Source organism: Arthrobacter sp. NPDC056493 (assembly GCF_042795115.1).
Taxonomy (GTDB): Bacteria; Actinomycetota; Actinomycetes; order Actinomycetales; family Micrococcaceae; genus Arthrobacter.
The window spans coordinates 1-25,449 of sequence record NZ_JBHTSL010000074.1; the positions used below are offsets into that span (position 1 = coordinate 1).

A 25,449-nucleotide genomic window follows, 5' to 3' on the forward strand; every position below is an offset into this window, starting at 1 on the left:
GGGCCAGGCCCCGTGCCGGCGGCGCCGGCACAACCAGCCCCGGGCATCGAGGGGCCCGCCCTCGAGGTCAGCGGACGTGACTTCCCCACCAACCGCGGCGGCCTGTGCCGCAAGGGGTGGACGTCGGCATCGCTCCTGCAGCACCCCGGACGCGTCACCGAGCCCATGTTCAAGGGGCCCGACGGCGTCTTCCGCCCCATCTCCTGGGACGAGGCACTGGGCCGCGTCACCTCAGCCGTCAAGGACGCACGCGCCAGGTACGGTGCGGACTCCGTCGGCGTCTTCGGCGGCGGCGGCCTCACCAACGAAAAGGCCTACCAGCTGGGCAAGTTCGCCCGCCTCGCGCTGGGCACCTCGCGGATCGACTACAACGGCCGGTTCTGCATGTCGTCCGCGGCTGCCGCAGGCATGCGGGCTTTCGGCCTGGACCGCGGGCTGCCCTTCCCGCTTGAGGCGCTGGATACGGCCAGCACCATCCTGATGCTCGGCTCCAACGTCGCCGAGACCATGCCGCCGTTCGTCCAGCACCTGCAGGGCGTCCGCGACGCCGGCGGCCTCATCGTGGTGGATCCGCGGCGTTCCGCCACGGCCGCGTTCACCTCCGACGGCGGCGGCCTCCACCTGCAGGCCCTTCCGGGCACCGACCTCACGCTCCTGCTGGGTATTTCCCACGTGGTGATCCATGAGGGCCTCCTCGACGCCGACTACATCCAGGCGCGCACCGGCGGCTTCGACGCCGTGGTCCGGTCCGTCAACGCCTACTGGCCGGAGCGGGTCCAGTCCATCACCGGCGTTCCCGCCGAGCTCATCCGCGAGACGGCCCGGCGGCTGGCCAGCGGCGCCCGCCAGGGCGGCAGCTACATCCTCACCGGCCGCGGCGTGGAGCAGCACGTGGACGGTACCGACACCGCCACGGCAGCCATCAACCTCAGCCTCCTGCTGGGCCTGCCCGGCAGCACCCGCAGCGGCTACGGCACGCTCACGGGCCAGGGCAACGGCCAGGGCGGCCGCGAGCACGGCCAGAAGGCCGACCAGCTGCCCGGCTACCGCAAGATCACCGACCCCGCTGCCCGCGCCCACATGGCAAAGGTCTGGAACGTTCCCGAGTCGCTCATCCCGGGCCCCGGCCTGCCGGCCGTGCAGCTGCTCAAATCACTGGGACAGCCCGACGGCGTCCGGTGCCTTTTTGTGCACGCCTCCAACATCGCGGTCGCCTCGCCGGACGCCAACGCCGTCATCCGCGGGCTCCGCAGCCTGGACTTCCTGGTGGTCTGCGACTTCTTCATGTCCGAGACCGCGGCCGAGGCCGACCTCGTTCTGCCGGTCCTTCAGTGGGCCGAGGAGGAAGGCACGCTGACCAACCTCGAAGGCCGCGTCCTCCGCCGCCGCCAGGCGATCCAGCCGCCCGCCGGCGCCCGCAGCGAGCTGTGGATCATGGCCCGGCTGGCCGAGGCCCTGGACGCACCGTCCACCTACAGCGACGATCCGGAGACGGTCTTCGAGGAACTGCGCCTGGCATCCGCCGGCGGCGCGGCGGACTACTCCGGCATCGACTACGCCATGCTGGACAGCGGCGCGGCCGCGTACTGGCCCTACCCCGCCGGCAGCACCGGAACGCCGCGCATGTTCCTGGACAGCTTTGCCCACGCCGACGGCAAGGCGGTCATGACCCCGGTGGCACCCCGCCGCCGTCGTACTCCGATGGCAAACCCCGATCCTGCCGCCAAGCCCATGACCCTCATCACCGGCCGCCTGCTGGAGCACTACCAGTCGGGCGCCCAGACGCGGCGGGTGGCCGAACTCCTGGCCTCGCAGCCCGAAGCCAGGATGCAGATCCATCCGGCGGCCGCCGCGGCCATGGGCATCACGGACGGCGCGGAGGTCTCGGTGGCGAATGAGCGCGGCGAAGTGGTCTGCCGGGCCGAGCTCAGCACCGGCATCCGCCCCGAAACCGTCTTCCTGCCGTTCCACTTTCCCGAACTGGAGAGCGCGAACCGGCTCACGGAAGCGGCCACGGATCCCATCTCGGGGATGCCCGAATTCAAGTTCAACAAAGTATGGGTCCGGCTGGCAGCGGCCACCCCGAGCACCAGTGTTCTTCAGACAGCGGAGGCCTCATGAGCGAGCAGATTGTTATTGTCGGATTCGGTCCGGTGGCGGCGCGGCTGGTCGACGAACTGCTGCCGGCACTGCGCGCCGGGCAGGTGGGGCTGACGGTCATCGGCCAGGAAACCGAGGCCGCGTACAACCGCGTGCTGGTGGCCGACCTGGGAGTTGGCCGCACCACGCCCGAGGCCCTGGCCCTCGCCGACGCCGCAGCACTGGTGGCCGACGGCGTGGACGTCAGGCTGGGCGTGAAGGTCCGGCGCGTGGACCGCGCACGGCAGTCCGTCATCCTCTCCGACGGCACCTCCGCCCACTATGACCGGCTGGTCTTTGCCACCGGTTCACGGCCCGTGGTCCCCAACCTCACCGGGCTGAACCCGGACCCTGCCGCTCCCGTCCTCCCGCCGGGTGTCACGGCACTCCGCGACCTCCGGGACGCCGAGGTGCTGCGCCAGGCAGTGGAAGGCCGCAAGCGCGTGGTGGTCCTGGGCGGCGGCGTGCTGGGGCTTGAGACCGCCCTCGCGGCCGCGGAGGAGGGCGCCACGGTCACCGTGGTTCACAACGGACCCCACCCGCTGGGCCGCAACATCGACCGCGGCGGCGGCGCCGTGCTGGCGGCGAGCCTGCGCAACTGCGGCGTCCGGGTGGCCGGCAACGCCCGTTCCACGGGCATTGAGCACAACGCGGCCGACGGCGGATTCTCGGCTTTGCTGCTCGACGACGGATCGGCGATCGACGGCGACCTGCTGGTCCTGTCCTGCGGCGTCCGCCCGCGCATTGAGCTCGCCGAAGGCTGCGGGCTCTCCACCGGGACAGGCATCCTGGTCGACCACCGGCTGCGCGCACACCACGAGCCGCATATCTTCGCCATCGGTGACTGCGCCGAGGTCCGCTGCCCGGATCCGGCCTGCATCGAGTGCCGCACCGCGCGGGGACCGTCCGGCCTGGTGGGACCCGGCTGGCGGCAGGCCGAATGGCTCGCCGAATACCTCCTGCTGCTGTCCGAGGGTGACGCGGAGGACGCCGACTCGCTGCCCCCGCTCCCCCAGGAAAAGCCCGGCGTCATCGTGCTGAAGGCCCGCGGCATGAACATGGCTGTGGCCGGGGACAACTCCGCGGATCCCTGGGATGAGGAAATCCTCACGGCCGGGGCCGTGAACGGCAGGCCGCGCCTGCAGATCGCACAGTGGGCGGACCCGGAACACGGGCGCTACGTGAAGATGACCACCCGCGGCGGAGTGCTGGAAGGACTGGTCACCGTGGGCATGCCGCGCACCGCAGGAGAGCTGGTGCAACTCTTCGAACGCGGCGCCGAACTGCCCGCAGACCGGTCCCTGCTCCTGCGCCTCGACGGACCCGACCAGCTCGCGTCGGCCGGCGCCTCCAGCGACCCCGAGAGCACGGTGTGCCGCTGCGCCGGCGTGAGCGGAGGCAAGATTGCCGACGCCGTCGCCGGCGGCTGCTCCACCGTGGCCGAGGTTTCCGCCGCCACCCGTGCGGGCACCGGCTGCGGCGGCTGCCACGAGGACATCAAGGGGCTGATCGAGAAGCACTTTCAGGGGGCTGCCGCCTGAGGCCGCTGCCGGGTGACCGGACCTGCCCTATGGAGCGGGCACCAGACGTGCCATACTACGGACACCGGCGGCAGTGACCGCCGGCCCGATCGGGGTTTGTCACGTGGAGGCCGAGGTGGAGCACTCCTGTCCAAGACATCTGCTGGTCGGCGCACTGGTGGTGACGGTTCTCCTCTTCTGCAGTTGCACCGCGCCGCCCAACACACCGGGAGTGTGCTTGACCCCCGGGCGCAGGTTGAGCCGGAACGGATCCTGATCCGGGCCGATGTCCGACGGTTGCCGCCAGGTGCTTACACCTGTCAGGGAAACGACGTCGTTCCCGTGACCGTCGAGCTGCAAGAACCCATAGGAAAACGCGAACTGGTCGATGCAGCGTGTCTGGAAGAACGCGCGGCGCGGACGTCATACTGTCTGGACGGCGGCGTGCGTTGGCCCTGCCAGGCCACCCCTGAGCTGCCGCGTCACACAAATCGGGCCTGCCGCCCGTGGCCGGTAGCATCGGGATCATGAATGCCGACGAAGACGACGACATCACCGAAGAACTGCTGGCCGATTCCGAAAAGCTCACCGGCCTGGGCCTCGAGCTTCTGGGCCTGGACCCGCACCCCGACGACATGACCGCCGAGCAGAGGCTCCAGTTCGACCCCGAGGATCTTGCCGAGATGGCCGCCGCCAGCCCCGACGAGCGGGAGCGGTCCGTGCGCCAGGCGCGCCTGCTCGCCGGCCTGCTGTGGAATTCGTCCAGCATCCTCATCGACCAGCTGTTCCGCGACCTGGGCACGCTGCATGAACTGGACACCGTCACACCCGCGGCCATCGCCGGAACGTCTGTGCTGTCCTCGCTGCCCCCGCAGTTCGCGTCCAGCTACGACGCGAAGTTCACGCAGCGGTTCATTGTGGTGGCCTCGGACGTCACCGCATCCCTTGCCCGCGGCTGGACCGCTCCCGGCTGCCTCGCGGGCGAACTCGCGGTCCATTGCCTCCTCGATCAGGCCAGGATCACGGAGGACATCTACGAACTGGACCTCCCCGGGGAGTGGCGGGCCATCGTGGAGGAAGTCCTGCTGGAGGACGCCGACTCAGAAACCCTGTACGCGGACGGTGCCGGCGAAGCGGACACCGGCGTCGAACAGAATCTGGGAAACCTGGACATCCGGCACTGGTTCGAGCCCTTCACGCCCGGCGACGCCGTTCCCCCGTACGCCTGTTCCTGAGTTGCGGACATAACGACTGAGGGCCCGATGTCATGATCGGGCCCTCTGCCTGTACCCGCCGGATTTACCGTCGTCCGGCTTCCGTGGCGGTGATGTTGAAGGAACCGTCCAGCTTCACTGTCGCCCGCGAGCCGTCAGCTTTCGTGATGTGCGCTTCGTAGACCGCCCCCTCGGCGTCGGTCTCAACCCGGAGAACCGTTGCGCCGGGGTTGGCCGCCAGCACCGCGTTCGTCACCCGGGTGGCAGTGCTCCCCGTCAGCAGCTGCTCGGTGATCCCGTTGGCCTGGTGGCCACCTTTGGCGGAGTCCGTGCTGGACTGGCTTCCCGTGCCGTTTGTGGACGAGGCAATGACGGGATAACCCATGGCGAGATAGGCACCGCCGCCCACGAGGGCCGCTACGAGCGCGGTGTTTATTGCGGCTTTTTGAACAGTGATCATGGCACGCTCCTGGCTTCCGCGGTCCGACCGTTCGGAAGAATAATCTCCGCATAGCTGACCGCTGGTGGATCGGTCTGTCGGAGCCCGGCGCCGCCAATCCCGGGGATCGACAGTCTGAATTTTACTCAGCTCCGCCGCTAGCGACTAGGAGAAGCCTGCCATTCACAGGTTCGTGTGCTGCCTACATGTGCACGTGCAGGCGCCGTGCCGCTTCGGAGATGGAGCCGCTCAGTGACGGGTACACAGTGAAAGTGCTGGCGACGTCGTCGACGTGCAGTTTCTGCTTCACTGCGATCGAGATGGCGAAGATCAGCTCCGACGCGTTGGCACCCACCACCACGCCGCCGATCACGGTGCCCGAGCCCTTGCGGGCGAAGATCTTGACGAAGCCGTCCTTAACGTTGCGCATCTTGGCGCGGGCATTGCTCTGCAGGGACAGCTTGATGATGTCGCCCTGGTACTTGCCGGAGTCGATCTCGGCCTCGGACACGCCCACGGACGCGATTTCCGGCGACGTAAAGATGTTGGACGCCACCTGGTGCAGCTTGATGGGGGTCACCTGGTCGCCCAGGAAGTGCGCAATCGCGATCCGGCCCTGCATGGCGGCGACGGAGGCGAGCGCCAGGACGCCGGTGCAGTCACCGGCGGCGTAAATGTTCGGGGCGGTGGTGCGGGACACGCCGTCCACCTTGATGTGGCCGCTTTCGGTGAGCGCCACGCCGGCTTCCTCCAGGCCGATGCCGGCCGTGTTGGGAATGGAGCCCACGCAGACAAGGCAGTGGCTGCCGGTCACCTTGGAGCCGTCCCCGAGGGTTACCACCACGCCGTCGTCGGTCCGCTCGACTGTTTCGGCGCGGGAACGGGACAGCACCTTCACGCCGCGGCGTTCGAAGACCTCTTCCAGCACCTCTGCAGCGTCCGTGTCGGAACCCGGAAGCACGCGGTCGCGGCTGGAGATCAGGGTGACCTTCGAGCCCAGGCCGTTGTAGGCGGAAGCGAACTCGGCGCCGGTCACGCCGGAGCCCACCACGATCAGTTCCTCCGGCAGCTCGTCCAGGTTGTAGATCTGCGCCCAGTTCAGGATCCGCTCGCCGTCCGGCCGTGCCGTGGGCAGTTCCCGCGGGTGCGCCCCGACGGTCAGCAGGATGGCGTCAGCCTCAACGGTTTCGGTTCCGTCGGCGGTCAGGACCTCGATGGTGTGGTTGTCGACCAGCTTGCCGGAGCCGTTCAGGATGCGGACGTTCTGGTGCTCCAGACCGGTCTGAATGTCGAGGGACTGCTGGCGGGCGAGCCCGAGCAGGCGGTCGTTGATGTGCTTGAGATCGGCGCGCATGACCGGAACGAAGTCGCCGCCGTCGACGTCGAACTTGACCCCCAGCTCCCCCGCCACGCTGACGCGGGTCATCAGGTCCGCCGTCGCGATCAGCGTCTTGGACGGCACGACGTCGGTCAGCACAGCGGAGCCGCCCAGACCGGACCGCTCGATGATGGTGACTACGGCTCCCAGCGAGGCGGCCACCATGGCGGCTTCATAGCCACCCGGACCTCCGCCGAGAATTGCGATGCGGGGGGCACTGAAATCAGGATGCATAGTCACAGTTAGCCATTCTCGCGCATCCTGTGCAGGACCACCAACCGGCCGGGGCCGGGCGGGCAGCCCGGCGGGGCGCGTTTCTGCTGTCCGCACCCGGTCCTGCACGGTAGCTTGGACCGGGTGAGCACAACAGAATTCCTGAACACGGATCCCTTCGAGGCAGCGCGCACGGCCGCGGACTACATCGCGTCCGAGACCGGTGTCGAAGCGCACGACATCGCCCTGGTGCTGGGCTCCGGCTGGGCGGAGGCCGCCGACCTCATCGGCGAGACCACCGCGACGCTGGCGGCTTCGGAGGTCCCCGGCTTTTCGGCTCCCGCCGTGGAGGGGCACGTCGGCACGATCCGTTCCGTGCTGACCCGGGAGGGCAAGCGCGCCCTGGTCCTCGGCGCCCGCACCCACTACTACGAGGGCAAGGGCGTCCGGGCCGTCGCCCACGGCGTCCGCACCGCGGCCGCCGCCGGCTGCCGGACCCTGGTGATCACCAACGGCTGTGGCGGGCTCAACGAAGACTGGGCGCCAGGCACCCCCGTACTCATCAAAGATCACATCAACCTCACCGCGACGTCCCCGCTTGAGGGCGCCACCTTCGTGGACCTGACTGACCTGTACTCATCGCGGATCCGGGACCTGGCCCGCGAGGTGGACCCGTCCCTGCACGAAGGTGTCTACGCCCAGTTCACCGGGCCGCACTACGAGACGCCGGCCGAGGTGCAGTACGCCAAACGGATCGGTGCCGACCTTGTGGGCATGTCGACGGCGCTGGAAGCTATCGCCGCCCGGCACGCCGGCATGGAGGTCTTCGGCATCTCGCTCGTCACCAACCTCGCGGCCGGCATCAGCCAGACGCCGCTGAGCCATGCGGAGGTACTCGAAGCCGGACACGCTGCCGGGCCGCGCATCTCCAAGCTGCTGGCGGAAATCATCCGCCGGCTCTAGCTGTCCTGCCCGGCTCTAGTCCCGCCCGCCGTTCGTGGCGAGGAGTTGGGCGAGCGCGTCGACACGGGCCTGGGGAAAGCGCCGCTCAAGGGACTGCGCCATGCCAGCCACGCTCTGCCGCGCGAGTTCGGTGCGCCAGGCCAGCTCCGCCTGGCGCATGGACTGCGAAATGATGCAGCTCCGGAGATAGTCCTCGTCCGCGTCACTGCCCGGGCAGTTCGCCAGGATGCCGTCGCAGCGGAATGCCAGGTCCCGGCCTTCGATGGCCAGCACCACGTCCAGGACTGAGATCCGGTCGGCACGGCGCGCCAGCTGGAACCCACCCTTGGGGCCGGACACGGACTGCAGGACGCCCGCCCGGACCAGGCACTGAAGCTGCTTGTTCAGGTACGCCGGCGGAAGCTTGTACAGCTCGGCGAGCCGGCCGCTGCTGATCGGCTCCCCCACAGGTGCCCACGCCAAGTTGACGCAGCAGTGGAGGGCCCACTCCACCCCCTGGTTCAACTTCACAACCCAGACGCTACGTGTCCAGAATTTTTGCTGTCAAGGAGCCTTCCAAGCGCTTCGAACAGGCCGCGTCATGACGGGCCGGCAGCCCCGTGAGGCATAGCTCCACCGTACTTTGACGATAGTTTGGTATCCATGACGTCTTCCGAAGCCGATCTGCAGCTGCTCAACGACGCCCGTGCCTGGGCCGCGCAGGACCCGGACCCGCGCACCGCGGCAACGCTGACCGAACTCGTGAAGCTCACCGAGGCCGGCACGCCTGCCGCCCGGCAGGACCTCGAAGACAGCTTCCGGGGAACGCTGCAGTTCGGAACGGCCGGCCTGCGGGCCGCCCTGGGACCGGGACCCAACCGGATGAACCGCGTCGTCGTGCGCCGCGCAGCGGCGGGCTTGGCAAGATTCCTGGTCCGGACGGTGGAGGACGCTGCGCCCGGCACACGGCCACGCGCCGTCGTCGGCTATGACGCCCGCTACAACTCAGACATCTTCGCCGCGGAGACGGCGGCGGTGTTCACCGCGGCGGGAATCGAGACGTTCGTCATGCCAGCGGCCCTGCCGACGCCGCTGCTGGCCTATGCGGTCCGGGCGCTGGAATGCGACGGCGGCGTGATGGTCACTGCCAGCCACAACCCTCCGCAGGACAACGGCTACAAGGTGTACCTCGGCCGGCATGCGGTGGAGGAAAGCGGCCGGGGTGCGCAGATCGTGGCGCCGTACGACGCCCGGATCGCCGCCGAAATCAGCAACGTGGGCGATCTCGCCTCGATTCCCCTGGCCCAGGACGGATGGACAGTCCTGGACGCCGGGATCGTTCAGGACTACGAGGCCGCCACCGCAGGGTTGGCCGACGGCCGGCTCTTCCCGGCCCGGGAGCTGAAGATCGTCCTGACGCCATTGCATGGCGTAGGTGGAACGACGGCGGTCTCCGTACTCCAGGCGGCCGGGTTCACCGACGTGACGCTGGTCAGCGAGCAGGCCGAGCCGGACCCGGACTTCCCCACCGTCAGTTTTCCCAACCCGGAGGAACCCGGCGCCCTGGACCTGGCCCTTGGGACGGCGATGCAGGTGGACGCGGATATTGTCCTGGCCAACGACCCGGACGCGGACCGTGCCGCTGTGGCCGCGAAGGATCCGGACACGGGTGCGTGGCGGATGCTGCGGGGCGATGAAGTGGGCGCCCTGCTGGGGGCGCACGTCGTGGCGCGGCTGGCAGCCTCCGGTGCGGACGCTGCCGGGGCAGGCGCTGCCGGGGCGGACGGGGCCGGCGCAGGCGCGGCCGGCGGCGTGTTCGCCAATTCGATTGTTTCGTCGCGGCTGCTTTCACGCGTCGCCGCGGCAGCCGGGTATGCGCATGAGGAGACGCTTACCGGGTTCAAGTGGATTTCCCGGGTGCCGGGCCTTGTTTATGGCTATGAGGAGGCGCTGGGCTACTGTGTTGCGCCGGACCTGGTCCGCGACAAGGACGGGCTGTCCGCCGCGGTGCTGATCGCGGAACTCGCGGCCGCCGCCAAGGCGGAGGGCAAGACGATCTTCGACACCCTGGACGAACTGTATCTGGTCCACGGGCTCCACGCGAGCGACCAGCTGAACATCCGTGTGGGTGACCTCGGCCTGCTGGATGCCATGATGAACAGGCTGCGCGTGAACCCGCCCGAATCGTTTGGCGGTTCGGCCGTGGAGTCGTTCGTGGATCTGGCCGAAGGCAGCGAGCAGCTGCCTCCGACCGACGGGCTGCTGTATGTGACCCGCGACCTCAGCCGCGTGATCATCCGGCCAAGCGGCACGGAGCCGAAACTCAAGTGCTACCTCGAGGTCATTCGAAGCGTCGGCTCGGCCGCTGAACTGCCCGAAGCCCGGCTGGCGGCCAGGGCCGCGCTGGACCACGTGCTCACTGACGTGCGCGAGGCGCTGGGACTCTGACTAGAGCTCAACCTCGATGAAGCCGTCCACGATGCGCGTGCTGAAGGCGGCCAGGCGCAGGTCCGCGTTGCCGAAGCATTCGCCGGTCTCGAGGTCGTAGACCTCCTTGTGCAGCGGCGAGGCGATGGTGGGGCGCGTGCCGCGTGAGCCGAGGATGCCGCGTGCCATGACGAACGCGCCGGTGGCCGGGTCTTCCTGGGCGACGGCGAAAACCTCACCGGGGGCGGTGCGGAACACGGCCACCTGCCGGCCAGCCACGAGTGCGGCTTCGCCCCAGGCGGGTTCCAGGTCCTCCACTGCGCAGACGCGGTGCCAGCCTGCGTATCCGGTGGCGAGATCCTCAAGTTCCAGTGTTGCCGTCATGTCCGGCTCCTCTCCCTTTTGCGTGCTTTCCGGCGGCGGGCCGGTCCTGCGAGACGTGTAATTTCGCCTGCTTTTGCCGCCGCTGCGGCCGTATAACAAAGCTAGGGTGACGGTGTTTCGACGGGGTGCAGTCAATGTGTCAAGAACGTAAAAGACACCTCACATGGCCCGAAACAATCCCGTGATGCAGAAGTTAAGTTCACGAAACAATTGGGAAACTGAAGCGAAACTGCGCCTCCCTAGGCTGGATGCACAAGCTGCAGAGCACCGTCTGCGGCCCAGCGAAAGGCCCACAGTGACCGAACAGACTTCAACCTCATCGACTCCGCGCCGCATTGTGGTCGCCGGCGGCGGCCCTGCAGCCCACCGTTTTGCGGATGCCATGCATGCCCGCGGCCTCGAAGGCTGGCAGGTAACTGTTCTGACCGAGGAAGCCCACCTGCCCTATGACCGCGTTGCCCTCAGCAAGGCCCTCACGGACAGCACCGTTGATCTAACGCTGGGTACGGCTTCCATGTGGGACCACGAGTCGCTCACCCTCCAGACCGGCGAGCGCGTGGTGAAGGTCGACACCGCCGGCAAGTCCGTTGAAACCGCCGCCGGCAACACCTATGAATACGACGAGCTGGTGGTCGCCACCGGATCTGACGCCGCCCGGCTCCCGCTGCCCGGCGCCGAGCGCGTGCACGTCTACCGCACCCTCGAAGATGTCTGGGCCATCAACAAGTCCATCGCTGAACTCACCGCAAAGCTCGGCCGCAAGGTCAACGCCGTCACCATCGGTGGCGGCCTCCTGGGCCTCGAGTCCGCGGCCGGCACCGAACAGCTCGGCGCCACCCCCGTCGTCATCAACGGCGCCCCCTGGCTCATGAACACCCAGCTCGACGAGGGCGCCGGCCAGGCGCTGGGCCGCCTCATCGAGGCGAAGGGCTTCGAAGTCCACGGCGGCGTGTTCCCGTCCGAAATCCAGGCGGACGACGACGGCCAGGTCACCGGTGTGCTGATGGCCGACGGCCGCATCATCCAGGCCGACATCGTCATCGTTGCCATCGGCGTCAAGCCCCGCGACGAACTCTTCCGCGCCGCCGAAGGCGAAGAGTCCCTGTTCGACCTGGGCCCCCGCGGCGGCGTGGTCATCAACGACTACTGCGCCACCCAGGTTTCCGGCATCTGGGCCATCGGCGAGGTCGCCAACTTCGAAGGCATGTGCCTGGGCCTCGTGGCCCCCGCCAACACCATGGCCGAAATCGTGGCCGACCGCCTGCACGGCGGAGACGCCACCTTCCCCGGCTTCGACACCGCCACCAAGCTGAAGCTCTCCGGCGTGGACGTTGCCAGCTTCGGCGATGCCTTTGCCCGGACCGAGCACTCACTGGAGATTGTCTACGCGGACCCCGCCCGCGGCGTTTACCAGAAGATCGTCACCACCGATGATGCCAAGACCCTCCTGGGCGGCATCTTCGTCGGCGACGCCTCGCCGTACATGAGCCTTCGCCCGCTCCTGGGCCGCGAGCTTCCCGCCGAACCCGGCGCGTTCCTCAGCGCTGCAGGCGGCGGCGACGCCCCCGAAACCGAACTGCCGGACGACGCCATCCTGTGTTCCTGCAACAACGTCACCGCCGGAACCATCCGCGACACTGTCAACGGCTGCGGCGCCTGCGACGGCAATGCGCCCGTCCAGGAACTCGGCGAGCTCAAGGGCTGCACCCGCGCCGGAACCAGCTGCGGTTCCTGCGTGCCGATGCTCAAGAAGCTGCTGGAAACCGAGCTGACCAAGTCCGGCGTCGAAGTTTCCAAGGCCCTCTGCGAGCACATCGAGCTATCACGGCAGGAGCTGTTCGACGCCATCCGCGTCCTGGAACTGACCTCCTTCGAAGAAATCATGGCCAAGTACGGCACCGGCGCCGGCTGCGACATCTGCAAGCCGACCATCGGCAACATCCTCGCGAGCCAGAACAGCGCCTACGTCCTCGACGCCGGCCGCGGCACCCTGCAGGACACCAACGACCGTGCGCTGGCCAACATGCAGAAGGACGGCACCTACTCGGTGGTCCCCCGCATTGCCGGCGGCGAGATCACCCCCAAGAAGCTCGGCGTCATCGCAGCCGTTGCCGAAAAGTACAACCTCTACACCAAGATCACCGGCGGCCAGCGCATCGACATGTTCGGTGCCCGGCTGGAGGAGCTCCCGGAAATCTGGAAGGAACTGGTGGACGCCGGCTTCGAATCCGGCCAGGCCTACGGCAAGAGCCTGCGCACGGTGAAGTCCTGCGTCGGTTCCACCTGGTGCCGCTTCGGCGTCCAGGACTCGGTGGCCATGGCCATCCAGCTGGAGCTCCGCTACCGCGGTCTCCGCAGCCCGCACAAGCTGAAGATGGGCGTCTCCGGCTGTGCCCGTGAATGTGCCGAGGCCCGCGGCAAGGACGTCGGCGTGATCGCCACCGCCGACGGCTGGAACCTGTACGTCGGCGGCAACGGCGGTGCCACCCCGGCCCACGCCCAGCTGCTGGCCAAGGACCTGGATGACGAGACCCTGATCAAGTACATCGACCGTTACTTCATGTATTACATCCGCACCGCGGACCGCCTGCAGCGCACCGCGCGCTGGCAGGAGGAGCTCGACGGCGGCATCAAGCACGTCGAGGACGTGGTGGTGAAGGACACCCTGGGCATCGCCGAGGACCTTGAGGCCGCCATGGCCAAGCACGTCGACACCTACATCGATGAGTGGGCAGACACCCTGAAGGACCCCGAGCGCCTGCGCCGGTTCCGCTCCTTCGTCAACGCCCCCGACCAGAAGGACGATTCCATCACCTTCGTCCCGGACGAGCGCGGCCAGATGCGCCCGGCAACGGCTGAGGAAAAAGGCAAGGTGCTGATCGGGGCCTCCATCCCCGTAAGGCCCTCCACCCCGGAACTGCTGGACACGAACGAGGTATAGGCATGCAGCTCAGCATTGATCTCACCGGCCGCGACGTCCTGGTCACCGGCTCGGATTTCGCCGCCCGGCAGGCCGTCCGCCGCTACGAGGCAGCCGGCGCCGTCGTCTCCCGCCTCAGCACCCCGCAGGGTGCCGGGCACGACGGCCCCCTGCCCGAGCGCCCGTTCCTCGTCGCGGCGGTGGACGACGGCCAGGCCGGCTGGGAACCGCTGCTGGACCGCTGCCGCGCCGCCGGCATTCCGGTGGCGGCAGAACCGGCCGCCGGCCGGGCCGGCCACGTCACGCTGGTTGGCGGCGGACCGGGCACCGGCGAACTGCTGACGGTGGCCGCCGTCAAGGCCCTCCGGGACGCCGACGTCGTGTTCTACGACCGGCTGGCCCCGTACCAGGAGCTGGCGTCCCTCACCTCGGCCGAACTGGTCGACGTCGGAAAGCGCCCGGGACACCACAAGGTGAGCCAGGGTGACATCGAGAAGCTGATGGTCGCTTCCGCGCTGGAGGGCAATAACGTGGTGCGCCTCAAGGGCGGCGACCCGTACGTCTTCGGCCGCGGCGGGGAGGAAGTTGCGTCCTGCGTCGCCGCCGGCGTCCCCGTCCGCGTCATTTCCGGTGTCACCAGCGCCATCTCCGTACCTGCTGCCGCCGGCATCCCCGTGACGCACCGTGAAGTCAGCCACATGTTCACGGTCGTGTCCGGCCACGCGCCGCTCACGGAAAAGGAACTCACGCACCTGGCCGGCCTGGGCGGAACCATCGTGGTGCTGATGGGCATCGGCACGCTGCACCAGCTGGCCGCCGGCCTGCGCCGCGCCGGGATGCGCACCGAAATGCCCATGGCTGTGGTGGAGCGCGGCTACCGGCCGGGCCAGAAGACCACCATCGCGGAACTGGGAAACATCGCAAGTGCCGCCGCCGGCTGCAGCAACCCTGCCGTCCTGGTGATCGGCGAGGTGGTGCGGGTGGCTGAGGCCAACCGCGGGCATGCCGAGGCCGCGGCGGAGCTCGACCGCCTGGCGGCCTCGCTGCTGGGTTCGTGATAGGCATGAACACAATGAATGCACTGGCCCCCACTGAAACAGCACCCGCCGAAACGGCGATCACCGAAACGGCTCCGGAGGCGGCCGCCGAGGCCCCGCTGGAGGGTTTCCGGATCGGTGTGACGTCCCACCGCCGTTCGCGGGACCTCATCGAGGCCCTGGAACGCCGCGGCGCCGAGGTCCTGCATGCCCCGGCCCTGAAGATCGCCCCGGTGAACGAGGACATCAGCCTCATCGAGGACACGAAGGCGATCATCGCGGCCAAGCCCGACCTCTGCATCGCCACCACCGCCTACGGCATGCGCCGCTGGTGCGAGGCGGCTGACGCGTCGGGCATCGGTGAGGAGCTGCTGGAAACTCTGGGCGCCTGCCGGATGTTCGTCCGCGGGCCCAAGGCCCGTGGCGCCGTGCGCGCGGCCGGCCTTGCCGACGTCGGAATCAGCAGTGACGAGACCACCGCAACGCTGGTGGACATGCTGCTGGCCGAAGGCGTGCGTGGCAAGACAGTGGCAGTGCAGCTGCACGGATACACCGATGTCCGCCAGCTGGAGCGGCTGCGCATGTCCGGAGCCACGGTCCTGACCGTGACCCCGTACCGCTGGGTGAAGCCCGACGGCGCCGACCGCCTCCCCCGCCTCATCGAGGCTGCGTGCAGCGGCAACCTGGACGTCCTGACGTTCACCAGTGCCCCCGCTGTGGATGCCATGTGGAGCACGGCCCACGAGATGGGGCTGTACAAGCAGCTCGTGGAGAGCCTCAAGACCACCGTAACGACCGCCGTCGTTGGTCCGGTGACCGCGCAGCCGCTGCTCGACGCCGGCATCACCCCGCTGGTGCCGGAGCGGTTCCGGATGGGCGCGCTGATCAGGCTGGTGTGCGAGCACCTCGCACTGAACCATGTCCGCCGCCTGGATACACGCTCCGGAAACGTGGAACTGCACGGCCGGTCGCTGCGCATCGACGGCGAGGCGGTGGAGATCGCCCCGGCGCCGCTGCTGCTGCTCCGCGCGCTGCTGGGCGCCGGCGGGGCGGTCCTGTCCCGGGAGTCCCTTTCCGAACTCCTGGAACTGCGCGGCTCGGTGCACGCGCTGGACATGACGGTCAGCCGGCTGCGGTCCTCCCTGCCCGACGGCAAGCTCGTGGAAACGGTGGTGAAGCGCGGCTACCGCATCCGCGTCTAGCGGACACGCGCCAAGCATCGACAGCGGTGTGATGCGACTAACAGAGGGAGTTTTTGTCCAGATAATGGCCCCAAAACGTGGCTTAGGGCGCGATATCTGGACAAAAACTCCCTTTTGTTGCCGGGTGGTAAAAAGCAGCGAACAGCCGGGGACAATTCCGCAACGGCCGGGAAACACCCGCGAAAAACGCTCCCCCTAAGCTGGGTCCCATCAGCACAACAGGGCCCCCGATCGGCCCGCCTGGTGCAGCATTCGAAAGGGCCCGCACATGTCCGCTCCGGCACAGTTTCCGTCCACCGATACCGCATCGCGAATCCTCATCGCCGGGGCAGGCCCGGCCGCCCAGGCGCTCGTGGCCCAGCTCGCCGCAGCACAGTTCCCCGGCACAGTCACCGTGCTGAGCAGCCGCGACGACGCCACTGACGGCCTGCTGGAACTGGCCGCCCTGCCGTTCGTCTCCGTACGCTTCGGCCAGCCCGCCAGCCACATCGACGCCGCGGCCAAAGTGGTCACCACCGCCGACGGCATGGAATTCGGCTACGACCAGTTGGTCATCGCCACCGGATCGGCCCCGGTGGACTCGCCGGTGGACGGCTCCGGCCGCTGCCTCAGCTACTCCACCATCGACGACGCCGCCAGGATCGGCCACGCCGTCAAGGAAGTCACCCGGGTCCTCGGGCGCAGGCCGCTGGGCATCCTGGTGGGCACCGGTCCCGCCGCCGGCCAGGCCGAAGCGGTGCTCCGTGCCCGCGGCGTCCGGCCCGTCCGCACCACTGCCCGCCCCGCCGCCGTCGTGCCGACGCTTGCCGGCTCCGTGCTGCCGGCCGCCGGCATCGTCTTCGAGGACGGCAGCCGCATGAACGGCGACCTCGTGGTCCTCGCCGAGGACCGCACGCCCCGGGACGGCCTGGCTGCCGCCGCCGGGGTGAAGACGGCGGCGGCAGGCGGGATCGTCGTCGGCCGCGACTTCCGCTCCTCCGTGCCGGGCATCTGGGCCATCGGGGATGCGGCAGCGTTCGACGGCGTGCGGCTGGGTCTGCTGGTTGCGTCCGGGTCCGCTGCCGGCGTCTGCGCCGCCGAGCTCATGGCGGCGCTTTCCGTGGGGCAGCTGGCCACGGCCGCGTAGCGTTCCTGCTGTGGCAGGATGGTTCGCAAGGACGCCGCGACACCCTGGGCGCCTTCGGCCAAAGGCCCGTGGAAAGGACCAGCATGAGCAACGAAGCCAGCCCCGGAACGGGCACGGCAACCAGCCCCGCAGGATCTCCCGGCGGACGTACCGGTGAGGACAGCGGGGCGCCGGGCATCGCTTCGTACATCGACCACACACTGCTGAAGCCGGAGGCCAGCGAGGCGGACATCCTCAAGGTGTGTGCCGAGGCTGCTGAGTACAGGTTCAAGTCCGTGTGCGTGAACCCGGTGTGGGTCAAGACGGTAAAGACTGCCCTCAGGGGCACCGGCGTGCTCACGTGCTCCGTTGTCGGGTTCCCGCTGGGCGCCACGCCCAGCGACGTCAAGGTGTTCGAGGCACGCGGGGCCGTTCTGGACGGTGCGGACGAAGTGGACATGGTCATCGACATCGCTGCGGCCAGGGCCTCGGACAAGGGTGCCCTGGTGGACGATATCAATGCTGTCGCTGAAGCCGTCCACGCCGGTGAGTCCATCCTCAAGGTCATCATCGAGACCGCCCTGCTCAGCGATGACCAGAAAGTCCTGGCCTGCGAAGCGGCCGTGGAGGCCGGCGCCGACTTCGTCAAGACCTCCACGGGCTTCAACGGCGGCGGCGCCACTGTCGAAGACATCGCCCTCATGCGGCGCACTGTGGGCCCGGACCTGGGCGTCAAGGCGTCCGGGGGCGTGCGGTCCCTCGAGGACGCACAGGCTATGATTGTTGCAGGTGCAACACGTATTGGCGCCAGCTCCGGTATTGCAATCGTCAAAGGCGAACAGGGTTCGTCCGCGTACTGACCGGCGGCAGCCACAGTTTGAGCCCCGCGGGGCCGAGGAGGAATGAATGTCCAGCAAGATTGATCAGCAGGTAAAGACGCCGCAGAACGAGAACCCCCTGGCCGGCAGCGTCGTTCTCTTCGTGGTGATCATGGCCCTGTTCCTGGGTGCCATCTACTCGCTGTCCTTCCTGACGCTGGGCAACCCCTGGCCGATGGCTGTGTGCCTTGGCCTGTTCGCCCTCGCGTTCTGGATCCCGCAGACCATCACCGGCCGCTCCGATTCGGCCGGCGAATACTAAGCCTCGCTTCACAATAAGCCGAAGCCCCGGACTCCGGGGCTTCGGCTTTTTAACTCTGTTTATGGCAGTCCGATCTCAGGGCAGTCCGAGCAGGCTGCTGGCCAGCCGGCCGGCCAGGGCCAGCGCCGCAGGGAAGTGGGTACCCGCCAGTGACCATGCCGCGAGGGACATTCCCACCATGGCGTAGCCGCTCACCGGGATCAGCACCAGCCACTCCCGCCGGGACCCTGCCCGGCCCAGCAGCGGGATGGAGAAGGCGCCGTTGGGCCGCCAGAAGTTCCTCAGCACCCACATCCGGCGCAGGAACTTTGGCGGTTTGATCACCAGCGGCCAGAGGAGCGGAACACCTCCGACGGTCACCATGTCTCCCACGATGTGGACCACGACGCCGATCAACATGGACATGGGCAGCCACGTCCACTGGTGGGGCGCGAACCAGGTCACAAGGCCGGCCATGGCCAGGGCGAAGACCCAGTTGGTGATCCACCCGGACTTCGGAAACAGCTTCAGCGCCTTGGCCGCGATGTTGATCATGAACATGCACAGCAGCCCGGCGCCGACGGACAGCACACCCCACGGCGTGTCCAGCTGGATCTGCGCCGCGACCGCGGCGAGCAGCACAAACATGGCCGCCCCCAGCACCGAGTGCGTGCCCTGCCGGTGGCCGCCACTGGCGTTCTCGATGCCCACGGCGATCACGTTTGACAGCGGCGGCAACGAGTGTGCCACCGTGCTGGAGCGGTGGTCCCAGTCGCACACGAGGGCGGTGCCCGCCGTCGCCATGCCGCCAATCAGCACGCCGGTGGCGTCCAGCGGGTACCAGCCCAGCGTGTACGGCCCCGTCGCGGCAACAGCCACCCACGCCGCGGCTCCTGACGCGGCGTGGTGTCCTCCCATCACGGCTAGCCCTTCGTGGCTTCGAGCGGGACCGGGGCGTCGGCGAAGATGTTGCGGATGACGCCGTCGGCCCAGTGCAGGATTTCGGCGTCCTGCAGGTCGCGGCCGCCGATTCTTGCCGTTTTCGGCTTGGGGATGAGCACGGCGTCGAGGGCGGGCTTGGACTGCGCGCCGGGGTACATGCGGTTGAGCCGCATGGTCTTCGATTCGGGCAGCTGCGCCGGGGAGAACCGGATGAAGTTTCCCTGCAGGGCGACGTCGGAGAGCCCGGCTTCGCGGGCACCCACCCGGAAGCGCGCGACGGCGACCAGGTTCTGCGCGGGCAGGGGCGGCTCGCCATAGCGGTCCACGAGCTCGGCGAGGACCTCGTCGATGGCCTCGTAGGTGAGCGCTGACGCCAGCTTCCGGTAGGCCTCCAGCCGCAGCCGCTCCCCCGGCACGTAGTCGTGCGGCAGGTGCGCGTTGACGGGCAGCTCGATCTTCATCTCGGCGGCCTTCTCCTCGGCTTCGCCCCGGTATTCGGCCACGGCCTCGCCCACCAGCCGGATGTAGAGGTCGAAGCCGACGCCCTGGATGTGGCCGGACTGTTCCCCGCCGAGCAGGTTGCCGGCCCCGCGGATCTCCAGGTCCTTCATGGCCAGCTGCATGCCCGCGCCAAGCTCGTTGTGGGTGGCCACGGCCTTCAGCCGTTCCAGCGCCACTTCGCCGAGCGGCTTTTCCGAGGGGTAGAGGAAGTAGGCGTAGGCACGTTCACGGCCGCGGCCCACGCGCCCCCGCAGCTGGTGGAGCTGCGACAGGCCGTACTTGTCGGCGCCGTCCACGATCAGGGTGTTGGCGTTGGAGATGTCCAGGCCGGTTTCGATGATGGTGGTGCACACGAGGACGTCGAAGCGCTTCTCCCAGAAGTCCACGATGATCTGTTCCAGGCGGCTCTCGGACATCTTGCCGTGTGCCACCTCCACCCTGGCTTCGGGGACAAGTTCGCGGATTTTGGCCGCGGTCTTTTCAATCGTGGACACGCGGTTGTGGACGAAGAAGACCTGGCCCTCGCGCATCAGCTCGCGGCGGATGGCGGCCGAGGTCTGCTTGTCGGTGTACGGCCCCACATAGGTGAGCACGGGGTGGCGCTCCTCCGGCGGGGTGGCCAGCGTGGACGTTTCGCGGATGCCGGTCAGCGACATTTCGAGCGTACGCGGGATCGGGGTGGCGCTCATGGCCAGGACGTCCACGTTGGTGCGCATCTTCTTCAGCGCTTCCTTGTGCTCGACGCCGAAACGCTGCTCCTCGTCCACGATCACCAGGCCCAGGTCCTTGAACTCAAAGTCCTTGGACAGCAGCCGGTGCGTGCCGATCACCACGTCCACGGACCCGTTCTTCACGCCCTCGGCCGTTTCCTTGGCTTCCTTGGATGCCTGGAACCGGGACAGCGGCTTCACCCGCAGCGGGAAGCCGGAGAACCGCTCGGTGAAGGTCTCGTAATGCTGCTGCGCCAGCAGGGTGGTGGGCACCAGCACGGCCACCTGCTTGCCGTCCTGCACGGCCTTGAACGCGGCCCGGACGGCGATCTCGGTCTTGCCGTAGCCGACATCGCCGGAGACCAGCCGGTCCATGGGGATCTCCCGCTCCATGTCGGCCTTGACCTCGTTGATGGTGGTGAGCTGGTCCGGGGTCTCCACGTACGGGAAGGCCTCCTCCAGCTCGCGCTGCCAGGGTGTGTCCGGTGCGAAGGCGTGCCCGCGCGAGGCCATCCGTGCCGAGTAGAGCCGGATGAGCTCGCCAGCGATTTCCTTGACCGCCCGGCGCGCCTTGGACTTGGTGCTGGCCCAGTCCGCCCCGCCCATTTTGCTGAGCACGGGAGTGTCGCCGCCGACATAGCGCGTCACCTGGTCCAGCTGGTCGGTGGGGACGAACAGCCTGTCCCCCGGGGCGCCCCGCTTGGACGGGGCGTATTCCAGCACAAGGTATTCGCGCACCCCGTCTCCGCCACCAGCGACCTTGCGCTGGATGAGCTCCACGAACCGGCCGATGCCATGCTGTTCGTGGACCACATGGTCGCCGGCCACCAGCTGCAGCGGATCCACGGCGTTCCGCCGCTTGGACGGCATGCGGCGCATGTCCTTCGTGGAGCCTGCCGACGTGCGGCCCAGCAGGTCGGCCTCGGTCAAGAGGCCGACTTTCAGTCCGTCCAGGACAAAACCGCGTCCGACGGCGGCAGTCGTCACCTCAATGATCCCCGCCTGGGGTTCGTGGTCCAGTGTGTCCACCCGGGCGCAGGGGATGTCGGCGTCGTGGAACAGCTCGGCGAGGCGCTGCGCCGGCCCCGGGCCCTCGGTGGCCACGACGATCCGCCACTGGTCCCGCACGTGCGAGCCGATGAAGTCCATCATCTCGGCCACATCGCCCTGGTAACCGCGCGGCTCGCGGGCGCGGAGGTTGAGCACGTCGATATCCGGCGTCAGCTCCTCGTCCGTGGCCAGCGACGTGATGGACCACCAGGACACGTCGTTCCCAAGGGCCGCGGAGCGGGTCTCGGCGAGCGATCGGAAGCTGGCGGAATGCAGGGCTGCCGAGGCCTGCGAGCTGAGGTCCAGCGGCGCCGTTCCACCGTCCGAGGCCGTGGACCAGGCCGCCTCCAGGAATTCTTCATTCGTGGCCGCGAGGTCGTGGGCGCGGGTGCGGACCTTTTCCGGTTCGATGATCACCGAGATGGAACCCGCGGGCAGCTGTTCCATGAACGGGACCATGGCGTCCACGAGGACAGGCGCCAGGGATTCCATGCCCTCCACGGCAATGCCGCCGGCGATCTTCTCCAGCATGTCGGCAGCCGCGGGAAGCTGGGGCTTCAGCGTGGCAGCCCGGGACATGACCGAGGGCGTGATGAGGATTTCACGGCACGGCGGGGCGTGGAGTTCGGTGGGGTGGTGCACGCCGGGGGCGGACAGCGAGCGCTGGTCGGCGACGGCGAACCAGCGCATCTGGTCCACCTCGTCGCCGAAGAATTCCACCCGGATGGGGTGGTCCTCGGTGGGCGGGAAGACGTCCAGCATGCCGCCGCGGACGGCGAACTCACCGCGACGGGTCACCATGTCGACCCTGGCGTAGGCGGCGTCGGCGAGGTTCTTGACGACACTGCTGAAGGGCGCCTCCTGGCCCACCTTCAACGTCACCGGTACAAGATCCCCCAGGCCGGCCACAATTGGCTGGACCACGGCGCGCACGGGGGCCACCACTACGCGGAGAGGTCCCGCTGCATTTTCCGGGTGCGCCGCGTTTTTAGCATGCGCTGAACCTTCCGGACGGGCTGAACCTTCCGGACGGGCTGAATCTTCGGGGTGGGCGAGGCGCCGCAGGACCGACAAGCGGCGGCCCACAGTGTCCGAACGCGGGGACAGCCGCTCGTGCGGGAGGGTTTCCCAGCTGGGGAACTCGGCCACGGCGTTGGCCGGCAGGTAGGCGCGGAGCGCGGCGGCAAGGTCCTCGGCCTCGCGTCCGGTAGCCGTCACGGCCAGGACCACGCCGGGCGCAGCGGCTTCAGCGCTGGCGTCGCCGGCGGCGTTCCCAGTGCCGGCGTTCAGCAGGCCGTCCGCCATCTCGGCCAGGAGCACCGGCCGCAGGCCCGCCGGGGCGCTGATCTGGTAGTCCTCACTGCGAATGCTGAAGCTCCGCCCGGCCTCGGCCTGCACCCGGGCGAACGTCTTGTCCGCATGAAGGACACGGCGCAGGCCGTTGAGCGGCAGTCCGTTGAGGGACTGGCCGGTGGGCTGGCCTTTGGGGCGCTGGCCGCTGGGGCTCATGGCAGGATCTCCTGGAATCTCATTCGAACGCAGGCAACACGAAAAGCCGAGATTCTTGCGAATGCCGGGGCTTCCAGCCTACCCCTGCGGGCATGCAGGCGGCATCCGGGCCCCTGATGCCGCGTTGCTAAGCTTGCTGAGCAGGTGAATACAGCAAAGCCCGAAGTTCACAGCCATGCCGCCGCCCCAAGGAGACTCCCGTGAGCGACCAGACCGGAAATGACAGCAGCGGAAATGACAGCAGCGCCGGCGGCATCGCTGGAGCCGGCAGCAGCCCCGACGCCCGGACGGCGGACGATCAGACGGCGGCTGCCCGGACGGTGCTGGTCACGGGCGCCACAGGATACATCGGTGGCAGGCTGGTCCCACGGCTGCTGGACGCCGGCCACCGCGTCAAGATGCTCGTCAGGTCCCCGGAGAAGATCGCCGGCGTGCCGTGGTTGGACGACGTGGAGGTAATCCGCAGCAGCCTCGACGACTCCGCGGCCCTGGAGGAAGCCCTGCAGGGCGTTGACGTCCTGTATTACCTGGTCCACTCCATGGCGGCGGGCTCCGGTTTCGAGGCCAAGGAAAAGGCCATGGCCGGGCTTGTGGCCAATGCCGCCGCGGCCGCATCTGTCGGGCGGATCGTCTACCTGGGCGGCCTGCACCCGCGCAACACGGCGCTGTCGACGCACATGCGCTCCCGCGAAGCGGTGGGCGAGGTATTTCTCTCCGGCCCGGTGGACGCCATCGTGTTCCAGGCCGGAGTGGTGATCGGTTCCGGCTCGGCGTCGTTCGAAATGATCCGCCATCTCGCCGAAACCCTGCCCCTCATGCCGGCGCCCAGCTGGGTCCGCAACCGGATCGAAGCCATCGCCGTCCGCGACGTGCTCTACTACCTCGTCGGGGCCGCGTCGCTGGCGGAACAACTCAACCGCACCTTCGACATCGGCTCCCGGGACGTCCTGACGTACGCCGGCATGATGAAGGAGTACGCGGCCGAGGCGGGCCTGCCGCCGCGCCCGGTCCTGGCGCTGCCGGTGCCGGCGCCCCGGCTGGCCGGACTGTGGGTGGCCCTGGTGACCCCGATTCCGCTGTCCATGTCCGTACCGCTGGTCCAGTCCCTGCAGCACGACGCGGTCTCGGCCGAACACGACATCGACAACTTCATCAGGCAGCCCGACGGCGGCCTGACCGGCTACCGCAGGGCCGTGGGCCTGGCGCTCGGCAAGGAACGCGACGGCCAGGTGGAAACCACCTGGGCCAACGCCGGCGCCGATGCCGACCCGCTACCGAGCGACCCCGGCTGGGCCGGGCACCGGGTCTATGTCGATGAGCGGACCTTTGCCAGCGACGTGGATCCGCGGCGCGTGTGGACGATCATCGAGGGGATCGGCGGCCGCAACGGCTGGTACTCGCTCCCGCTGGCGTGGAGCGTCCGCGGCTGGCTGGACAAGCTCTCGGGTGGAGCGGGCCTGCTCCGCGGACGGCGGCATCCGCACCATCTGGTGGCCGGAGAAGTGGTGGACTGGTGGCGCGTGGAACGGATAGAGCGCGGCCGCCTGCTCCGGCTCCGGGCAGAAATGCGTGCCCCGGGACGCGCCTGGCTGGAGCTCTGCGTGGAGCCCGACGGCGCCGGAAGCCGTTACCGCCAGCGGGCGATTTTCTTCCCCAAAGGACTCAGCGGGCGGCTCTACTGGCTTGCCGTCCTTCCGTTCCACAGCATCATCTTCCCGGCCATGTCCCGCAACATTACCGCGGCGGCCCGGAGGCTGTCCGCCGAGGAGAAATCCGGCGCCGCAGAGCACGGTGCCGGACGTCCCGGTGCCGGGGAAGCGCGGCCAAGCCCGTAGGATGTGGTGAGCAAAAACCGTTCTGACCCCACTACGACGGAGGATCAATGGCACTGAGTGCATCCACCACCCTTCCCCACGGCGTCGACAGCGTCACCGCAGTCTTCGCGAACGAGGACTTCCAGCGCCACACCAGCGAGTTCGTCGGCGGCAGCCTCGAATCCTTCACCGTGACCGGCGACACCGCCGGAGAGTTCAGCACCACTTCGGTGCGCACCCTCCCCACGACCCGCCTGCCGGAAATCGCCCGCAAGTTCGTCGGCGAGAGCCTCAAGGTGACCCAGGTGGAAAACTGGGAAGCCCCGGCAGCCGACGGTTCGCGCCAGAGCACCATCTCCCTGAAGATCGCCGGCGCGCCGATCGACGTGTCCGCGGTCCAGCGTCTCGTTGCTGACGGCGGCAGCACGCGGGTTGAACTCGAAGGCAACGTCACGTCCTCCGTGCCGTTCCTGGGCGGCAAGATCGCCGACGCCGCCGAGCCCATGGTGGGCAAGGCTCTGAACATCCAGTCGCAGCAGGCCCAGGCCTGGCTCGAAAGCCACTAGTTCCGTGGACGTCCCTGCCTTCATTGCGCTGGTCCTGATCGTTTCGGGCCTTTGGTCCCTGGCGGTGCGGCCGCAGTTCCTGCGCCGCGTCATGAAGGACCCGCGGGCACGGGACACCGCCGGCAAGGCCACGAAGTTCCTCACCGTCCACGTGGTCCTGGTCACGGTATCCATGGTGCTGGGCGCGGCCACGGCCGGGATCGGAATCGCTGCCCTCGTCGGCTGATTGGGGTCCGCGGGTTTGTCATTTCCAAAACCGGGTTTGGGAGACACAAAAAACAAACACCCCCACAAGGGTAAACAGGTAACAAAGCTCGC

20 protein-coding genes are annotated in these 25,449 nt (G+C 68.5%); 14 read left to right on the plus strand and 6 right to left on the minus strand.

Annotation, left to right across the window (positions count from 1 at the left end):
• From ACFQ50_RS21770 to ACFQ50_RS21780, 3 genes are all read left to right on the plus strand, one after another.
• Positions 1-2,121 (plus strand): molybdopterin oxidoreductase family protein (locus tag ACFQ50_RS21770; protein ID WP_377997707.1); only part of this gene is annotated, 2,121 nt, incomplete at its 5' end.
• Complete coding sequence (locus tag ACFQ50_RS21775) at positions 2,118-3,680, plus strand: FAD-dependent oxidoreductase (RefSeq protein ID WP_377997708.1); 1,563 nt, start codon at positions 2,118-2,120, stop codon at positions 3,678-3,680. The genes ACFQ50_RS21770 and ACFQ50_RS21775, both read left to right, overlap by 4 nt.
• A gap of 506 nt (positions 3,681-4,186) precedes the next feature.
• Positions 4,187-4,894, plus strand: a complete 708-nt coding sequence (locus ACFQ50_RS21780) for a hypothetical protein (protein WP_377997709.1) — start codon at positions 4,187-4,189, stop codon at positions 4,892-4,894.
• Positions 4,895-4,958: 64 nt separating this feature from the next.
• Here ACFQ50_RS21780 and ACFQ50_RS21785 read toward each other — a convergent pair whose 3' ends face one another.
• Entirely contained in the window at positions 4,959-5,333 is a 375-nt protein-coding gene (locus tag ACFQ50_RS21785; RefSeq protein WP_377997710.1) for a hypothetical protein, read from the minus strand.
• Positions 5,334-5,514: 181 nt separating this feature from the next.
• Positions 5,515-6,930, minus strand: a complete 1,416-nt coding sequence (locus tag ACFQ50_RS21790) for an NAD(P)H-quinone dehydrogenase (protein ID WP_377997711.1) — start codon at positions 6,928-6,930, stop codon at positions 5,515-5,517.
• A 117-nt stretch (positions 6,931-7,047) separates the two neighbouring features.
• Here ACFQ50_RS21790 and ACFQ50_RS21795 point away from each other — a divergent pair, with 117 nt between their 5' ends.
• Entirely contained in the window at positions 7,048-7,866 is an 819-nt protein-coding gene (locus ACFQ50_RS21795; protein ID WP_377997712.1) for a purine-nucleoside phosphorylase, read from the plus strand.
• Between the two features lie 15 nt (positions 7,867-7,881).
• On the opposite strand, the gene ACFQ50_RS21800 is transcribed toward ACFQ50_RS21795, so the two are convergent.
• Complete coding sequence (locus tag ACFQ50_RS21800) at positions 7,882-8,376, minus strand: RrF2 family transcriptional regulator (protein WP_377997713.1); 495 nt, start codon at positions 8,374-8,376, stop codon at positions 7,882-7,884.
• Between the two features lie 132 nt (positions 8,377-8,508).
• Between ACFQ50_RS21800 and ACFQ50_RS21805 the strand changes: the two genes are divergently transcribed.
• Complete coding sequence (locus ACFQ50_RS21805) at positions 8,509-10,293, plus strand: phospho-sugar mutase (protein WP_377997714.1); 1,785 nt, start codon at positions 8,509-8,511, stop codon at positions 10,291-10,293.
• On the opposite strand, the gene nirD is transcribed toward ACFQ50_RS21805, so the two are convergent.
• Positions 10,294-10,656, minus strand: coding sequence for a nitrite reductase small subunit NirD (nirD, locus tag ACFQ50_RS21810; RefSeq protein ID WP_377997715.1), 363 nt, complete (start codon positions 10,654-10,656; stop codon positions 10,294-10,296). It lies immediately after the preceding gene.
• A 295-nt stretch (positions 10,657-10,951) separates the two neighbouring features.
• Between nirD and nirB the strand changes: the two genes are divergently transcribed.
• From nirB to ACFQ50_RS21840, 6 genes are all read left to right on the plus strand, one after another.
• Positions 10,952-13,597, plus strand: coding sequence for a nitrite reductase large subunit NirB (gene nirB, locus ACFQ50_RS21815; protein WP_377997716.1), 2,646 nt, complete (start codon positions 10,952-10,954; stop codon positions 13,595-13,597).
• A gap of 2 nt (positions 13,598-13,599) precedes the next feature.
• The gene (gene cobA / locus ACFQ50_RS21820; RefSeq protein WP_377997717.1) at positions 13,600-14,634 is read left to right on the plus strand and encodes a uroporphyrinogen-III C-methyltransferase; all 1,035 of its coding nucleotides are present in this window, start codon (positions 13,600-13,602) and stop codon (positions 14,632-14,634) included.
• Positions 14,635-14,648: 14 nt separating this feature from the next.
• Positions 14,649-15,815 carry a uroporphyrinogen-III synthase gene (locus tag ACFQ50_RS21825; RefSeq protein ID WP_377997725.1) on the plus strand — a complete coding sequence of 389 codons (1,167 nt, stop codon included), beginning with the start codon at positions 14,649-14,651 and terminating at the stop codon, positions 15,813-15,815.
• Positions 15,816-16,083: 268 nt separating this feature from the next.
• The gene (locus ACFQ50_RS21830; RefSeq protein ID WP_377997718.1) at positions 16,084-16,941 is read left to right on the plus strand and encodes an FAD-dependent oxidoreductase; all 858 of its coding nucleotides are present in this window, start codon (positions 16,084-16,086) and stop codon (positions 16,939-16,941) included.
• An 83-nt stretch (positions 16,942-17,024) separates the two neighbouring features.
• Positions 17,025-17,780 carry a deoxyribose-phosphate aldolase gene (gene deoC / locus ACFQ50_RS21835; RefSeq protein WP_377997719.1) on the plus strand — a complete coding sequence of 252 codons (756 nt, stop codon included), beginning with the start codon at positions 17,025-17,027 and terminating at the stop codon, positions 17,778-17,780.
• A gap of 46 nt (positions 17,781-17,826) precedes the next feature.
• Positions 17,827-18,060: a hypothetical protein gene (locus ACFQ50_RS21840; RefSeq protein ID WP_377997720.1), complete on the plus strand. Its 234-nt coding sequence runs from the start codon at positions 17,827-17,829 to the stop codon at positions 18,058-18,060.
• Positions 18,061-18,135: 75 nt separating this feature from the next.
• On the opposite strand, the gene ACFQ50_RS21845 is transcribed toward ACFQ50_RS21840, so the two are convergent.
• Positions 18,136-18,957: a metal-dependent hydrolase gene (locus tag ACFQ50_RS21845; RefSeq protein WP_377997721.1), complete on the minus strand. Its 822-nt coding sequence runs from the start codon at positions 18,955-18,957 to the stop codon at positions 18,136-18,138.
• Positions 18,958-18,962: 5 nt separating this feature from the next.
• On the minus strand, positions 18,963-22,751 hold the full coding sequence (gene mfd, locus ACFQ50_RS21850; RefSeq protein ID WP_377997722.1) for a transcription-repair coupling factor: 3,789 nt from the start codon (positions 22,749-22,751) through the stop codon (positions 18,963-18,965).
• Between the two features lie 254 nt (positions 22,752-23,005).
• Between mfd and ACFQ50_RS21855 the strand changes: the two genes are divergently transcribed.
• The 3 genes from ACFQ50_RS21855 to ACFQ50_RS21865 are packed head-to-tail and all read left to right on the plus strand — an operon-like array spanning position 23,006 to position 25,357.
• Positions 23,006-24,586, plus strand: a complete 1,581-nt coding sequence (locus tag ACFQ50_RS21855) for an SDR family oxidoreductase (protein WP_377997726.1) — start codon at positions 23,006-23,008, stop codon at positions 24,584-24,586.
• Between the two features lie 47 nt (positions 24,587-24,633).
• Positions 24,634-25,131, plus strand: a complete 498-nt coding sequence (locus ACFQ50_RS21860) for a DUF2505 domain-containing protein (protein WP_377997723.1) — start codon at positions 24,634-24,636, stop codon at positions 25,129-25,131.
• A gap of 4 nt (positions 25,132-25,135) precedes the next feature.
• Positions 25,136-25,357: an SCO4848 family membrane protein gene (locus ACFQ50_RS21865; protein WP_377997724.1), complete on the plus strand. Its 222-nt coding sequence runs from the start codon at positions 25,136-25,138 to the stop codon at positions 25,355-25,357.
• The last annotated feature ends 92 nt before the right edge of the window (positions 25,358-25,449 follow it).